Origin of the sequence: Ruania alba, from assembly GCF_900105765.1 — a bacterium.
GTDB classification, from domain to species: domain Bacteria; phylum Actinomycetota; class Actinomycetes; order Actinomycetales; family Beutenbergiaceae; genus Ruania; species Ruania alba.
Window position 1 is genome coordinate 1977931 of sequence record NZ_FNTX01000001.1, and the last position, 14967, is coordinate 1992897.

The window sequence follows — 14967 nt, forward strand, 5'->3', positions numbered from 1 at the left end:
GCAAGGAGGCTCCGCCGTCGGGGTGTTCAGCCTGCGTGCGGCGGCGCAGCCAGGCATGCTGGGTAGTCCTCCCCATGGACAGTCCGGTGCGGAGTGCTCCTACGGTGGACGGGACACGCACGCAGAGCCGAGGGGTGATGACCAGTGGTCCAGGTGACCTACTCCGAGCTGGACGCGTTCCACGACGATGTCGCGTCGTTGGCGGTGAGCTTGGAGAACGAGAGCCAGTTCCTCGAAGAGGCCGCCGAGGCTGTGGGCACGCCGTTCGGCGATCCAGATCTGAAGAGCGCGATCGAGTACTTCCACCAGGACTGGAACACCGCACGAGATGCGTTGATCACCAGCCTGGAGGATGCCAGGGACAACGCGCAGAACGTCGCCGAAGGGTGGCGGAACCTGGACTCCAACGCCAAACCGAGCCTGCCGGACCCGCCGGTGGCCAGTCCGATTCAGGAGTGACCGCGGATGATGCCCGACATCGAGAACCTGCCCGGAGACCCCGAATCTCTCGAGTCGAACGCCATCCGTATGGAGAAGTTCGCAGAGGCTCTGGACCGAGCGGACCAGTTCCTGCGCAATGACGTCAGCGGTGAGTTCGACTCCAGTGCGGCCAAGTCGATCGACGCGCTCCAGGAGCAGGCCGAGTCGATCGGTGAGCAGTACCGAAGCGCCAGCTCGCAATATGCCCTCTGCGCCACCGGGCTCGCCCGCTACGCGATGACGCTCGACTGGGTGCAACGGGCGATGGAACCGATCGTCGAGCGGTACAACGAACTCGATGGCTACAACGTGCTCCGCGGGGCTGCGGCCGCCGGAATCGAGCAGGACCTTCCCGAGGGCATGTCGGCACAGGAGATTCAGACGGAGAAGGCCGAACTGCGCGGGCAGTACAACGAGCTGTACGAGGAGTGGGAACAGGCATTCCAGGACGCCACCACTCTCATCGGCGCCGGCATCCAGCTCTCCGAACCCGAACTGGACGAACCCTCCAAGCTCGAGAAGGTCCTCGACTGGTTGGCCATCGGCGGTGCAATCCTGGCGATCGCGGCGATCTGGATCCCTGGGGTGGGGTGGGGTGCCGCCGCCGCCGGGGTCACCTCACTCGGGATCCAGGGATACCGGTACTCCCAGGGAGATGCGAGTCTCGGCGATCTCGCCGGCGCGGGCGTCGGCGTCATCCCATTCGGTCGGTTCTACAAGTTCAAGGCACTCCCAGACGGCAATTACCAGATCGTGCCGGGCAAGGGGGTCAACTTCGCGAAGACCACCGGCATGTCGGACGAGTCGCTGGAAGCCTTCGGACAGCTGAGCCCCCAGACGCAGCTGTTGCTCACCGGCGCGGCTTACGGCGACATGAAGAACACCTTCGACGGGCTGTTCGGTGGCGTCGATGCGGCCGGCAATGTGGTCTACCGGCACCGTGACACCGGTGAGGTCGTCGAGTTCGAGGGCCTTGTCACGCCCCCGGCTCCTCCGGAGAATCCCGAGCCAGTCGACCGCACGCGGTACCCCGCTCGGTGAGACCCGTCCGAGTGTGTGCCGCTCATCTCCCCCATCCCGGAAGAGTTGAGTCATGACCATCCGTATCACCTATGCCGAGCTGGAGGAGTTCCAGAACAACCTCGGCATGCTGGCAACCAATGTGGAGCACGAGCGCGACTACCTCGAACGCGCCGCGGAAGAGGTCGGCGACCCGTTCGGCAGGTCCGATCTCAAACATGCCCTCGAGTTCTTCCACGAGGACTGGAACATGGCACGAGACGAGCTCGTGGCCAGTCTTCAGACGGCCTTGGAGCACACGCGGGCCGTCGCGACAGGGTGGCGCGACCTTGACACCAGTTGCGCTCCGGAGCCCGTCATCGCCCCTCCGACAACCTTCATACCGGAGTGACGGCCGATGCCCTTACATGACGTCGAGTACCTGCCGGGAGACCCGGAGGCGATTGAGGAGCGAGCGCAGAGCATCCTCACCTTCGCCGAAGCGTTGGCGAGTGCCGACGACTTCCTCCGGAACACCGTCACGGCCGAGCTCGATTCCAGTGCTGCACGGTCCGTCGAGGCGCTTCGCAAGCACGGGGAGTCGATCGGCGATCAGTACCGCAACGCCAGTGAGCAGTACTACAACTGCGGCTCGGGCCTCTCTTGGTATGCGGCGGTACACAAGTCGGTGCAAGAGGAGATGGAGCCGATCGTCGACAGGTACACCGAGCTCGACGATCTCAATGTCATGATCGGACCGGCCGCAGCCGGGATCGACCAGGACATCCCCGGTGGGCAGTCGCCGGAGGAAGTCCGCGCCGAGATGGGGTCCCTCCGCCACCAGTACGAGATGTTGTACCAGGAGTGGGAGTCGGCGCTCGAGAAGGCCACAGCCACGGTCGGCTACGGGATCGTGCTCTCCGAGTCGGAACTGGACCCGCCGTCCGGGTTAGACAAGTTCCTCGACTGGGTATCCGTCGGCGGCACGGTGCTGTCCGTGGTGATGTGTTGGAACCCCATGGGGTGGGGCGCCGCCACGGTGACGTGGGCCGCTCGTCTGGGCGTCGCGCTGACGGTCGCCCCGGTCGGGGTGGAGACGTACCGGTACGCACAGGGAGAAGCGAGCGCCGGGGACGTCCTGTGGGTGGGCGCCGGTGCGATTCCGGTCTCGAAGTTCTACAAGGTGGAAAGGGCGCTCCCGAATGGCATGCTCCGCCTCACCGCACGGAACCCCCTTGCAGGATCGCGGTACGCGGCCCAGGGTGAGCGGATGCTGGATCACTTCGACAACTTGAGCCCCGAGACGCAATCGCTGCTCCTCGCCGGCGTCGCGACCATGGACCTGAACCAGCGCAAGGACGGGATTCTGGGCACAGCGGACAGTGCCGCGGACCTCGCCCTCGGCCACACGGGGACCGAGAAGCAGATGAGTCTCGGGTCCTGGGTGGGTGCGGTGCTGGAGTCATCCGGACCGCGCGAGGCACCCGATCGTTCGGAGATGGGACCTGGCCGATGAACGGCGCATCACTCCCCCAGTTCCGGATGCTCACCCCAGCAGGGTGGGCGTTCGTGGGCGTCGAGGACGCGGCACGGCAGGCGGAGGCCGCGATGAGCAGCCACGACGAGAGCGTCCCGCAGTGGTTGCGGGACGCGGCCCCGGACGCCCTGGAGTCCATCCGTCACTCGGAGGCGGTGATGGTGCTCCAACCAGTGGTGCAGGACGCGAGCCCGGCACCGTTCGTCATCCTGGGCACCCATCGGACGGCCGCCTCGGGCGTCGAGATGGTCGAGTTCGCCCGCAGCCTGGTCGACTCCCAGGGCGCCACCCACCCGGACGACCAGGGCCAGTTCCTCCGCTGGGTGGAGGCCGACCAGCGTCCCGTCCCGCAGCAGACCGTGCGCACCACGAGCGTGCACTACCTGGTCCCGGTACCGAACACCCGCAAACGAGAGGCCCTGCAGCTCACCGGCATCGTTACCCACTCGCTGGAGGAGAGTGCCTCCTCCCCCGCGGTGCAACGATGGCTCAATGCGATTGACGGGTTCGTCGGCACGTTCACCTGGGAGGTCGAATGAGCAGCATCGGGATCTTCGGCGACGACGTATGGGCCATCGTCATCCCACCCGAGCCCGGTCCGGACTGGGCCGCCACCACGGCGCAGCAGGTGCGCGAAGCACACGAGTGGTCCGAAGACGTACCGGTCCAGCAGATCCTGGAGGCCGTCCGGGACGAGCCCGGTGCGGGCTCATGGCTGGTGCTGGTGGAGCCCGAGAACCATCGGTTCACCACGATGCGTGTGCTCCTTCTCGACGAACCGATCAGGGAGGACCGGCAGCGCGAACTGCTGGACCCGCCGGCCTTCCTTCCACCCACACGTCAGCGCGTCACGATCGAGGGGCTCGGTCGAGGGACCCGGGCCGCGGTGGTGACCTCCACCGAGGGCACCGGTGTCCAAACCTCGATCCGGTGGGTGTTCGCCCGGCCGGATCGTGCCGTGGTCGCCCTGGTCGGGCCGACCGAGCCGGAGATCGCCACCGCAGTGCTCCCGGTAGCCGAGGCCGTCCTGGCAGCGGCCTCGGTGGACACCGACGGCGTCCCGTTCGCGGGCGACGAGGACGTCTCCATCGTCCTGGAGGACCCGCCCGTGGAGGCCTGGGATCTCTGACGGCGACCCGACTGAACCACCGTCGGGTGACCGGACGCCGTCGGGCGCCTACGCCGACGGCGCGGGTTCGCGACCTGGTCGGCACCCGGCTGGACAGGAGTGCACGGTTGTGACCGCAAATGTTAGTCACTAACATACGAGGATGGGAGAGCCGACCGGCCGCGCCGCACGTACCCGCGCACGCCTGGCCGCCTGCGCGCTCGAGCTCTTCGAGCAGCACGGGTACGACGCCACCACCACCGCGCAGGTCGCCGCCGCCGCGGGGGTGAGCGAGATGACCCTGTTCCGCCACTTCCCGGCGAAGGAACGACTGGTCGCAGACGACCCGTACGACCCGGCGATCGCCGAGGCGGTGGCGGCCCAGCCCACCTCGCTCCCCCCGCTGGCCCGGGCCACCGCCGGCGTGCGCACCGCGTGGGCCGCGCTCCCGGAACCTGACACCGAGGAGCTCCGCCGGCGCGTGCGCATCGCCGCACACACCCCGAGCCTGACCGCGGCGCTGTATGCGAACACCCGCGCGACGGAGGAGGCGATCACCGAAGCCCTGGTCAGCGGCGACGTGCCGAGGGAGCGCGCCCGGATCGCCGCGGCGGCCACCCTGGCCGCACTCACCACCGCACTGCTGCACTGGGCGGAGACCGATGGCGGCACGCTCGGCGATGCCGTCCTCGGCGCCCTCGACGTGCTGGACGGAACCGCGCGATGACTGCTCGACTCCAAGCCATGCGAGTGCGCCGCGTGTTCGCCGGTGGCGCCGGGGTGCATGGCGTCGACCTCACGGTGGCTGCTGGCGAGATCCACGCCCTGGTCGGTCTGAACGGGGCCGGCAAGTCGACGCTCATGCGGGTGCTGCTCGGAATGCTGCGGCCCGATGCCGGCGGAGTCCACCTTCTCGGCTGTGCGGTCGCCGATGCGGGATCGCAGGTGTGGCGCGAGGTCGGTCATCTGGTGGAGCACCCCCTCACCTACGGTGAGCTGACCGGACGGGAGAACCTCGTATTGGCTGCCCGTCTGCACGGGATCGCGCGCGGTGAGGCGGAGGCCACGGTCGAGCAGGTGCTCACCGAGCTGGGACTGGAGCGGTACGCCGGCGTGCGCGCCCGGCGACTCTCCCTCGGCAACCGGCAGCGTGTGGGCATCGCCGCGGCCATGGTGCACGAGCCGCGGGTCATCGTGCTGGACGAGCCGAGCAACTCTCTCGACCCGGCGGGAGTGATCCTGCTGCGCGAGTCGTTACGCCGGCGCGCCGCCGAGGGCGCCGGGATCCTCGTCTCGAGCCACCACCTCGACGAGGTCGCCCGGATCGCCGACCGCATCACGGTGCTGAACGCGGGCCGGGCGATCGGCACCCTGGACCCGAGCGGCACAGATCTCGAAAGGTCCTTCTTCGCTCTCGTCCTCGCCGACGATGAACGGCGCCCGGTGACCGAGGGGGCGACGTGAACGGCTTCATGGTCGCCGTCGCGGTCGAGGCACGGAAGGCCACCGCCTCCCGGGTACTGTGCGCCACCACGGCGATCCTGGTGCTCGGCCTGGCGGCGCTGACGGTGGGGCTTGAGCTCGGCGCCCAGTCCGGCAACCCGAACGTGACCGCTCAGCTGGGTCCGCTCGCCACCCTGGAGGGCTGGCCGCGGATGCTCGGCCTGGTCGCTCAGATCACTGCGGCCGGCGCCCTGATCGCCTTCGGTGTGGCACTGAGCTGGCTGGTCGGACGCGAGTTCACCGACGGCACCATCACCGGCTTGTTCGGCCTTCCGGTGACCCGGCCGGCAATCGTGCTCGCGAAGCTCGCCGTGTATCTGGCCTGGGTGGTCGGCGTTGCACTGGCCGTCGCTGTTGTCGTCGGTGTCACCGGGGTCGCCGTCGGCCACGGGTTCCCCGGTGCGCAGGCGATCGCCGGGCTGGTGCGCCAGTTGGCGCTGACGATGCTGACCGGGCTGGTCGCCGTGCCCGCGGCGTGGGCAGCGACGCTCGGCCGAGGGCTGCTGCCGGGCATTGCCGCCACCATCGGTCTGGTCATCTGCGGCCAGGTGATGGCCGTGGCTGGGGTGGGCGCGTGGTTCCCTGTTGCCGCACCCGCCTTGTGGGCCCTCGCTCCGGATACGGTCGCCGTGCCGCAACTGGTCCTCGTGGTGGTGCTCGCGGTCGCGTTCGCGGCACTGACCGCGAGCTCGTGGTCACGCCTACAGCTCGACCGCTAGGACTGGAACATTTCGCGCGCCCCCGCGTTGACGTCTATACGATACAACTTTCAACTTCTTGAGGACCTATGACTGACTACGGTCACGACCTGACCTTCGGTACCTTCCTCACCCCGCAGGCAGCGAACCCGCAGGCACCGGTGGCGCTCGCCCAGCTCACCGAGCAGGTGGGGCTCGACCTGGTCACCCTGCAGGACCACCCGTACCAGCCGAGCTTCCTGGACACCTGGACGCTGCTCACCTGGATCGCGGCACAGACCGAGCGGGTCACTCTGGCCGGGAATGTGCTGAACCTTCCGCTGCGCCCTCCCGCGGTGCTGGCGAAGTCCCTCGCCTCGCTCGATCTGCTCTCCGGTGGCCGGGCCGCACTCGGCCTTGGCGCGGGCGCGTTCTGGGACGCGATCGAGGCCCTGGGCACGCCGCGCCGCGCTCCTGCCGAAGCGGTCGACGCCCTCACCGAGGCCATCGAGGTGATCCGCGAACTGTGGGACACCACCACTCCCCGCCCCCTGCGCACCGAGGGTGAGCACTACCGGCTCACCGGTGCCAAACGCGGCCCCGCACCGAAGGGCGAGGTGCCGATCTGGCTCGGCGCCTACAAGCCCCGCATGCTCCGCCTGGTCGCAACCCAGGCCGACGGCTGGCTGCCGTCCCTGTCCTACCTGAAAGACGGCGACCTCGCCCGCGGCAACGCCACCATCGACGCTGCTGCGGAGAAGGCCGGCCGCCACCCCGCCGAGATCCGCCGCCTGCTCAACATCAATGGCGCCATCTCCCCCACCTCCCAGGGGCACCTGAACGGCCCCGTGGAGCAGTGGGTCGAGGAGCTGACCACGCTGGCACTAGAGCACGGCATCGGCACTGTCATTCTCGGCACCGACGACCCCACGCTTATCCAGACCTTCGGTGAGGAGATCGCCCCGGCAGTACGGGACGCCGTCGGGAAGGAACGGAGCGCGCGGGGCACCACCCCGGCCACGGCGCAGCGCGGAAGTGCAGCCCTGGCCAAGCGCCGGGACGGAATCGACTACGACGGCGTGCCACGCACCCTGGCCGCGACCGCCGTCGAGCCGGGCGATCGGGCGTATCGCGGGATGCAGCACAACTACCTGCGCGCGGGATCGCCGGGGCTGATCCTGCAGCCGCGCACCCCGGAGGAGGTCGCGTCCGCACTGGCGTTCGCGCGGGAGCAGGAGGTGCCGCTCGGGGTGCGTTCCGGTGGGCACGGCATCAGTGGCAGATCCACCAACGACGGCGGACTGGTGCTTGATCTACGTGCGCTGGCGTCTGTGGAGGTTCTCGACGGCGCACCTCGCCTCGTGCGGGCAGGTGCGGGGGCCACCTGGGGTCGGGTGGCCGAGACGCTCACCCCGCACGGGCTGGCGATCAGCTCCGGTGACTACGGGGGCGTGGGCGTGGGCGGGTTGGCGACCACCGGTGGGGTGGGACTGCTCGGGCGCGCCTTCGGGCTCACCATCGATCGGGTGCGCGCGGCGCAGGTGGTGACGGCGGACGGCCAGTTCCTGCACGCCTCGCCGGAGAGTCATCCCGACCTGTTCTGGGGGCTTCGCGGCGCGGGTGGAAATCTCGGGATCGTCAGCTCCGTCGACATTGCGCCAATGGAACTCGGCGACGTGGTGTTCTCCCAGATGACGTTGGACGCGACCGACACCGCTGGCCTGTTGCAGCGCTGGGGCGCGGTGGTGGAGGCCGCTCCGCGGGAGTTGACCAGCTTCCTCATCCTCTCCCCCGCGCGGCGCGGGCAACCGGCCGTGGCGCAGCTGATAACTGTGGTGGCCAGCAGTGACACCGAGATGGCAGTGCGTCAGCTGGAGCGGTTGGCCGACGCCGGACCCGTGCTCGGGCACCAGGCCTACCAGCTGCCCTATGCGCAGGTGGTGCGGGCCGGGGACCGCAATCATTCCGGTGGCGGCAACCCGGCGGTGCGCTCAGCCCTGGTGACACATCTTGATGGTGCTGCGGACGCGTTCGCTCGGGTGGCGGGTTCCGGGGTGGCGTACTTCCTGCAGATCCGGGCCACCGGTGGCGCCTCGCATGATCTCGCTCCGGATGCCACCGCCTACCCGCACCGGCATCAGAACTTCCTGCTCAGTGCCATGGGCGCGAACCAGCAGCGACTGGATGAAGTGTGGGACGGCGAGATGGTCGGTCATGGCGAGGGGCTGTACCTGTCCTTCGACACCGCCGACACCTCGGCCCGACCGGACCTGCTGGAGGCGGCGTTCGGGGCGAACCTGCCGCGGTTGCGGGAGCTGAAGCGTGCCTGGGACCCGGAGAACGTATTCTCGGGGAACTTCCCGATCACGTGACCGTCGGTGTGCCACGGTAGCGTCGAAGCGAGTTCATACATATGTTGAATGCAGATCCCGTGATTGGATACTACTATGAAGGCCTCCCCCGCTCAACAAGTAGCCGACGCGGCTCACCGACGGCTACCGAATCGATCTGAATGGGTTCTGCCCATCGGATATCCCGACTCGCTAGCCCTGTGCATCATTGATTCGATCCAGTCGCCCAGCGTCCACTATGGCACCGTGGAGAGTGTTGTACGACGCTACCGCGATCATCGAGGCGAAACCGCTCGAAGCGATGGCACTCGAGAACTTCTGGATACCTTCGACAGACTGGGGGGTGTGCAGGGTTGGGTAGCGACAATCGGTACCCGCAACCTCACGTCAAGTCGGGGCGGCGTACTCAAGGCCGAGGTAATCGAGACGGCAGCTCTGACGTTGCACAAGCAGAGTGTGACCACCACAAGAGAATTGCGGGCAATTGGATCCGAAGATCTCATCGATCTTAAACGTCAGTGGCTGAGTCTTCACGGGCAGAGGTCAGGGATAACGTGGAGGTACATGCTGATGCTTGCCGGGGTTGCCGGGGTAAAGCCAGACCGCATGATTCTGCGCTTCATTCGTCAGGAGACCGAACTAGGCCAGCTCCGCACTGACGAGGCCGCAGCTGTGGTGACGGAGGCTGCGAAAGTTCTCGATGTCTCACCCACACGGCTCGACCATGCAATCTGGCGCTATGCTTCTGGGCGATCTGGCCCCGTGGCGGACAGGTAGTCGCGCTGGCGGCAGCGACTGCATGTGCCCTCGGGTGTTGAGGACGAGGAGCGCAACGCCCACCGCGGGAGTAGGACCGATCACCAACCACGTCGCATCGCCAGCCAACGAACTGCCGGGCGGGGCCCACTGTCGGACCCCGCCAATAGCCTGCCCTCGCATGCTCGACTCCGAGCACGCTCCCACCTGAGGGAAGGATTAGTCACGATGATCAATCACCAGATCGCCCAGTCGCATACAGCGAAGACCATTGCCGAGAGTTCCCGCATGCGGACCAGGGGAACGGCGTGACGTTCCAGTGGCGAGAGGACCGTGGGTATACGGGCGCTCACTTCCGTTGCCTGACGCGGCCGACGCTGCACGACTCGCGTGCCAACCTGGAACGAGCGCGCTGATGTCAAACGATCACTCGGCACCGAAGCCACCGACGTTGGGCGAACTCACCCGCTGGCTCCTCGACGGCTCCTATCGGGCTCGCGACCGGCGCATCTCGTGTGGCCTAGCAGAGCTCGACACGTTCACTGGTGGAGGACTGCGCGTCGGAGGGCTCAGCGTCGTCACGGCTCCACCCGGCGCAGGATCAACAACCTTCGCACTGGGTCTCGTGCGGAGCTGCGCACTCGTCGACGGCTGGACGACTTTGGTCCACGCCACCGAGATGGATGCCACAGAGGTTCTACTGAGACTGATCGCTGCTCATGCCGGCGTGGACCTGAGGGCTCTGCGCGCGGGCAACCTCAGCGGTTGGGACAGCGGGCGGTTGGAGAAGGCGCGACCTGCACTGGATACCGCACCGATCGTCATTGAAGCAACTGAGTCGGGTGTCAATGAGCCCGCAGATCAGGTAGTACGCCGTCACGCCGAACAATCGCAGCTCACGCTCGCCGTGGTGGATCGCAGACTTCGTGACGCTGATGAGGTCGTGGCGCTCCGCCGAGCCGCACGCGAACTCGCCGTCGCGGTTGTCCTAGTGGTGCGTATGCATCCCGACAGCAGCGAGATCGATCACCCCGGGCTCGCGCAAATTCCCATGTCCCAAACGATCAAAGAGAACTCAGACCTCATCGTGTCGGTGCAACCTCCGGATCCTCAGGTGCACCCAGAACGTGCCGGCGAGTCGGATCTGACGATACTGAGCAACCGCCATGGGTCCTGCGGCGCACTCAGTCCGCTCGCCTGGATGGTCAACCGCGCCCGTTTCACGGAGATGGTCCGCCATGTTCATTGACGCTCCGGTAACCGCGGCGTGGATCACTCCTGACCAGAGGGCCCGTTCGGGTTGTGCCAGGACCGTCCGCGCGTGCTGAGAAAGACCAGCACGGCGCCGACGACGACGGTCGCGGTGCCGATCAGCAGCCAGGTCCGGTCGCCGGTCATCGAGCTGCCGGGCAGCCACCCGATCCCTTGACCGGCCCACACCGCACCGAGCACTGCCAGTACTGGCTTCTTGATCACAGGGCGCCTCTCGTCGGGTGCCGTCACCCTATCCGTGGCAGCGCAGGAGGCCCGGTGTGTCCGAGTCGATGGGCGGATCGGTATCGCTCGGGCGCCACCGTAGCCTACTGTCAGCATATGGGCCCTCTTCGGACCCGGTGACGAGGGAGTTCTGTTGTGAACAACAAGTCCAACGCCAAGAAGGTCGGGAAGTCCCTCAAGGAGAAGCGCGCCGACAAGGCGGACAAGCGGGCCAAGAACGCCGAGCACGCCAGCGCGATCGAGACTGTAGTCGCGAAGAAGAAGCGCTGAGGGTGCCCGCGGACCTTCTCACCCTCGGAGTACTGGGAACATCGGCCAAGGCGGACGAACGCCGTCAGGCTCTACACCCGTCGCACCTGGAGCGGATCGATCCAGATCTGCGCGCCCACCTCGTGCTCGAGTCGGGTTATGGCGACCGATTCGGCATCACCGATGCCGTCCTGGCCGACCATGTGGCGAGCGTGCGACCACGCGCCGAGGTGATCGCCTGCTCGGACGTGCTGGTCCTGCCCAAGCCGCAGCTGAGCGACCTGGCCGACGTCCGTGAGGGCCAGGTGCTGTGGGGGTGGCCGCACTGCGTGCAGGACCAGGACCTCACCCAGCTCGCCGTGGACAAGCGCCTCACCCTGATCGCGTTCGAGGCGATGAACCACTGGAAGCACGACGGCGGCTTCGGACTGCACGTCTTCCACAAGAACAACGAGCTGGCCGGGTACTCCTCGGTGCTGCACGCCCTGCAGCTGCGCGGACTTACCGGCAACTACGGCAGGTGGCTGCGCGCCGTCGTCATCGGTTTCGGGGCGACCGCACGGGGAGCGGTGACAGCCCTGCATGCCCAGGGCATCCACGATGTGCGGGTGCTGACGAACCGGGAGGTCGCCGCCGTCGGATCACCGATCCCCTCCGTACGGATCCTCCAACTCGACCACGACGACGACCCCACCCATCCCCGCTACGTGATCAGCGAGAAGGGACGGGTGCCGTTGGCTCCGTTCCTGGCGGAGAGCGACATCGTGGTCAACTGCACCCTGCAGGACCCGTTGGCCCCGCTCACCTACTTGCGCGACGAGGACCTGGCGGCGTTCCGGCCCGGCAGCATCATCGTGGACGTCTCCTGCGACGAAGGCATGGGGTTCAGCTGGGCCCGGGCGACGTCGTTCGTGGACCCGATGTTCACAGTGGGTGACAACGTGCACTACTACGCCGTTGACCACAGCCCCTCCCACCTGTGGGAGTCCGCCACCTGGGAGAACAGCGAAGCGTTGCTGCCTTTCCTGCGCACCGTGATGGAGGGCCCCAGCGGCTGGGCAGCGAGCGAGACGATCACCCGGGCCACCGAGATCGCCGCCGGTCACATCCGCAACCCCGACGTGCTCGCCTTCCAGGGCCGCGCGGCCGAGTTTCCGCACCCGGTGCAGGCCGGATAGACACCCGCCGGGAGATTATCGACTGGCCTGAGCGCGTTCCTGCCAGATCTGGCAGCTGTGTGCTTAGGCCAGTCGATAATTCCATCCTTCACCTGCGTGCCACTCCTCGGCCATGATGAGGTCACCATGTACCCCGACGATGGGGCACATCCAACGTGGGGAGACACTGTGCGCCGAAAGCTTGCCCCGATCCTGGTCGCGCTGGGCGCGACCGCCGCCCTGGCTGCACCGGCCGCAGCTGCACCGGGCGCGCATCAGCCGATGACCCCGCTGCCGTCGACGGGAACCTCCCCCGTGGAACCACAGGCCGGCTTCCGCGTGCTGCCCTACCTGCAGGCGCCGTCGTCGGACTCGATGACCCTGGTGTGGATCAGCGAGTTGGACACTCCGGGCACGGTGACTGTCACCGGCCCCGGTGGACGGCAGGAGTTGACCAGCGAGCCGGTGCATCTGGACCTGATGGAGTACTCCGACGCCGAGCTCGCCCAGACGATCGATGGACTCAATCAGGGCTCGTGGTTGCACTCCGACGCCAATTACCAGCATGTCGTCGAGATCGACGGGCTCCAGGCCGGCAAGTCCTATCGCTACACCGTCACCCAGGACGGCGTCGAGCACACGGCCCGATTCAGCACCGCCCCGGATGCCGAACGCTGGGACCACGTGCGGATGATGGCGTTCTCGGACACCGAGACCGAGCCCGCGGGGCGGATCGAGCACCGGGAGTGGGAGACCGCCCACGCCGGTCTCGCGGACGGTTCGGCCGAGCGCCCCGGCATCGACTCCCTCTGGGCGCAGCGGTACGGCACCGCGGTCCGCTACGGCGAGGAGCTGGTGCGCTATCCGATGAACCAGGCCGACGCCCTTGACGCGAACATCGCCACCATCGCCGAGCAGGACCCGGACCTGCTGCTGATCGCCGGCGACCTCACCCAGGGTTCGGGTTACCAGCCCGCCTGGGACGAGTTCTGGCGGCACTTCGCCGGTGAGTCCAGCGACCTCGCCTCCAACGTTCCCCTGGTCACCGCGATCGGGAACTGGGAGACCTACGCGAGCATCAGCGGCGGCTACGGCACCCCGGAGGACCGCTCCCCGGTGGTGGTCGCCCGCAACCGCTACCTCGACTACATGGTCACCCCCGGCGACCCGGCGAACCCGCAGGTCCGCGATTCCTACTACCGCCTGGACCACGGCCCGGTGACGATCCTCACGCTGGACTCCACGAACGGGCTCCCGGACGAGGACACCACCACCGGCATGCTCTCCGGTGAGGTGTTCTCCGGCGACGACACGAACCTGACCCCGGAGCGGATGTCCACCGACACCCAGGGATCGTTCACCGCCGAGGAGTACGCCTCAGCGTTCGCGAACGTCTACGCCACCGACGCGAGCGAGTCCGACCTGCCGGACCTAGGCGAAGGCAGTGCCCAGTGGGAGTGGGCCCAGGCCCAACTCGCCGACGCCCGCGCCCAGGGTCAGGTGGTGCTCGTGCAGTTCCACCACGCCGCCTACTCCAGCGGCGTGCACGGCACCCCGCCGAACCACGAGTTCGCGGACAACCAGTCCGGCGTCGCGATGCGCGCGTACACCCCGATGTTCGAGGAGTACGGGGTGGCCGCCGTGATCAGCGGGCACGATGAGATGTTCGAACGCTCCTTCGTCGACTCCGACGGCGACGGCGTGGGTGTGCAGATGTACGACGTGGGTGTGGCCGCGGACGGACTGCGCGGTGAGCAGCTGTACGAGACCGCCGACGGCACCTTCGAGCCGATCCGGTTCAACACCCACTCCGAGTGGATGGCCGCGGTGGACGAGCCGGAGTTGTGGGAGAACGACGCGAACGGCAACCCGCAACTGGTCGACGGCGGCCTGCACTACGGCCACCTCCAGCTCGATCTGGAGCGCACCCGGTGCGGCTCCGAACTGACGCTTACCCCGGTCTACCTGTTCCCGCAGATGGACGCCGAGTACACCGTCACCGGTACCGAGCGCCGCGTCTACGACGACGTCGTCACCCTGGACCTGACCGCCGACGGCGAGGTCGTGGCCGACAACTCCTGCCAGGGCAACACCCACCGCAACTGATCACCCACCCAACCCCTCGTCGAGCGCAGGGTTGTGCGGCATCTGATGCATCAGATGCCGCAGAACGCTGCGCTCGGCGGAGGGGCAGATCGAGCAGGGTTCGCCCGAGCGGTGCGTCAGGCGTCGGTGCCGGTCGGTCCGGACAGCCCCAGCACCACCCCACCGGGCGCCTGCACCAGCGCGATCCGTACCCCGGGCATGATGTCGTTCGGCTCGCCGATGGCCGTCGCACCGGCCTCGACCGCAGCCCGGAACGCGGCGTCGGTGTCGTCCACGTGCACGGTCGGCGTGGACCCGGGCGCTTCTCCGTCCTGGGTGCCGCGGATCCCGCCGCCGCCCTCGTCGGAGTAGGCGTACAGGTGGTAGGGCCCGGCCGGGCTCGGGAATGCCGGCTGGAACTGCCATCCGAACACCTGGGCCGCGAAGGCGCGGGTGGCCTCCGGGTCGTCACTGATGAGTTCGGTATGCGTGATGTGGCCGTGCAGGCCTGGCGTGTATTCGTGGGACGGTTGATCAGTCATCGCTCTCCTCCCGAGGTGCTGTGACC

16 protein-coding genes are annotated in these 14967 nt (G+C 67.7%); 14 read left to right on the top strand and 2 right to left on the bottom strand.

Features of this window, described 5'->3' with window-relative positions:
- Positions 1 to 144 precede the first annotated feature (144 nt).
- The 11 genes from BLU77_RS09070 to BLU77_RS09120 all read left to right on the top strand — a co-directional run bounded on the left by BLU77_RS09070 (position 145) and on the right by BLU77_RS09120 (position 10660).
- Positions 145 to 459 carry a hypothetical protein gene (locus tag BLU77_RS09070; protein WP_089772634.1) on the top strand — a complete coding sequence of 105 codons (315 nt, stop codon included), beginning with the start codon at positions 145 to 147 and terminating at the stop codon, positions 457 to 459.
- A 6-nt stretch (positions 460 to 465) separates the two neighbouring features.
- Entirely contained in the window at positions 466 to 1521 is a 1056-nt protein-coding gene (locus tag BLU77_RS09075; RefSeq protein WP_089772635.1) for a hypothetical protein, read from the top strand.
- 52 nt (positions 1522 to 1573) lie between these two features.
- Positions 1574 to 1891 carry a hypothetical protein gene (locus BLU77_RS09080; protein WP_089772636.1) on the top strand — a complete coding sequence of 106 codons (318 nt, stop codon included), beginning with the start codon at positions 1574 to 1576 and terminating at the stop codon, positions 1889 to 1891.
- Between the two features lie 6 nt (positions 1892 to 1897).
- A complete protein-coding gene (locus tag BLU77_RS09085; RefSeq protein ID WP_089772637.1) occupies positions 1898 to 2995 on the top strand; it encodes a hypothetical protein in 1098 nt (365 codons plus the stop codon).
- A complete protein-coding gene (locus BLU77_RS09090; protein WP_139177689.1) occupies positions 2992 to 3555 on the top strand; it encodes a hypothetical protein in 564 nt (187 codons plus the stop codon). Before BLU77_RS09085 ends, BLU77_RS09090 begins: the two co-directional genes overlap by 4 nt.
- Entirely contained in the window at positions 3552 to 4145 is a 594-nt protein-coding gene (locus tag BLU77_RS09095) for a hypothetical protein (RefSeq protein ID WP_089772639.1), read from the top strand. The genes BLU77_RS09090 and BLU77_RS09095 overlap by 4 nt, the downstream gene beginning before the upstream one ends.
- Before the next feature lie 142 nt (positions 4146 to 4287).
- Positions 4288 to 4851 carry a TetR/AcrR family transcriptional regulator gene (locus BLU77_RS09100; RefSeq protein WP_089772640.1) on the top strand — a complete coding sequence of 188 codons (564 nt, stop codon included), beginning with the start codon at positions 4288 to 4290 and terminating at the stop codon, positions 4849 to 4851.
- A complete protein-coding gene (locus BLU77_RS09105; RefSeq protein WP_089772641.1) occupies positions 4848 to 5588 on the top strand; it encodes an ABC transporter ATP-binding protein in 741 nt (246 codons plus the stop codon). The genes BLU77_RS09100 and BLU77_RS09105 overlap by 4 nt, the downstream gene beginning before the upstream one ends.
- Positions 5585 to 6346: an ABC transporter permease gene (locus BLU77_RS09110; protein ID WP_217632385.1), complete on the top strand. Its 762-nt coding sequence runs from the start codon at positions 5585 to 5587 to the stop codon at positions 6344 to 6346. The genes BLU77_RS09105 and BLU77_RS09110 overlap by 4 nt, the downstream gene beginning before the upstream one ends.
- Before the next feature lie 68 nt (positions 6347 to 6414).
- A complete protein-coding gene (locus BLU77_RS09115) occupies positions 6415 to 8676 on the top strand; it encodes an LLM class flavin-dependent oxidoreductase (RefSeq protein ID WP_089772642.1) in 2262 nt (753 codons plus the stop codon).
- Between the two features lie 1150 nt (positions 8677 to 9826).
- Positions 9827 to 10660, top strand: coding sequence for a DnaB-like helicase C-terminal domain-containing protein (locus tag BLU77_RS09120; protein ID WP_089772643.1), 834 nt, complete (start codon positions 9827 to 9829; stop codon positions 10658 to 10660).
- A gap of 23 nt (positions 10661 to 10683) precedes the next feature.
- Here the strand turns inward: BLU77_RS09120 and BLU77_RS09125 are convergent, their stop codons facing one another.
- Positions 10684 to 10887, bottom strand: coding sequence for a hypothetical protein (locus tag BLU77_RS09125; RefSeq protein WP_089772644.1), 204 nt, complete (start codon positions 10885 to 10887; stop codon positions 10684 to 10686).
- A gap of 156 nt (positions 10888 to 11043) precedes the next feature.
- Between BLU77_RS09125 and BLU77_RS22905 the strand changes: the two genes are divergently transcribed.
- The 3 genes from BLU77_RS22905 (at position 11044) to BLU77_RS09140 (ending at position 14420) form a co-directional block, all read left to right on the top strand.
- On the top strand, positions 11044 to 11178 hold the full coding sequence (locus tag BLU77_RS22905) for a hypothetical protein (RefSeq protein ID WP_089773101.1): 135 nt from the start codon (positions 11044 to 11046) through the stop codon (positions 11176 to 11178).
- Positions 11179 to 11180: 2 nt separating this feature from the next.
- Positions 11181 to 12335 carry a N(5)-(carboxyethyl)ornithine synthase gene (locus BLU77_RS09135; protein ID WP_425441213.1) on the top strand — a complete coding sequence of 385 codons (1155 nt, stop codon included), beginning with the start codon at positions 11181 to 11183 and terminating at the stop codon, positions 12333 to 12335.
- 168 nt (positions 12336 to 12503) lie between these two features.
- Positions 12504 to 14420, top strand: a complete 1917-nt coding sequence (locus BLU77_RS09140; protein WP_245708743.1) for a metallophosphoesterase family protein — start codon at positions 12504 to 12506, stop codon at positions 14418 to 14420.
- 116 nt (positions 14421 to 14536) lie between these two features.
- On the opposite strand, the gene BLU77_RS09145 is transcribed toward BLU77_RS09140, so the two are convergent.
- Entirely contained in the window at positions 14537 to 14941 is a 405-nt protein-coding gene (locus BLU77_RS09145; RefSeq protein WP_089772645.1) for a VOC family protein, read from the bottom strand.
- Positions 14942 to 14967: the final 26 nt, after the last annotated feature.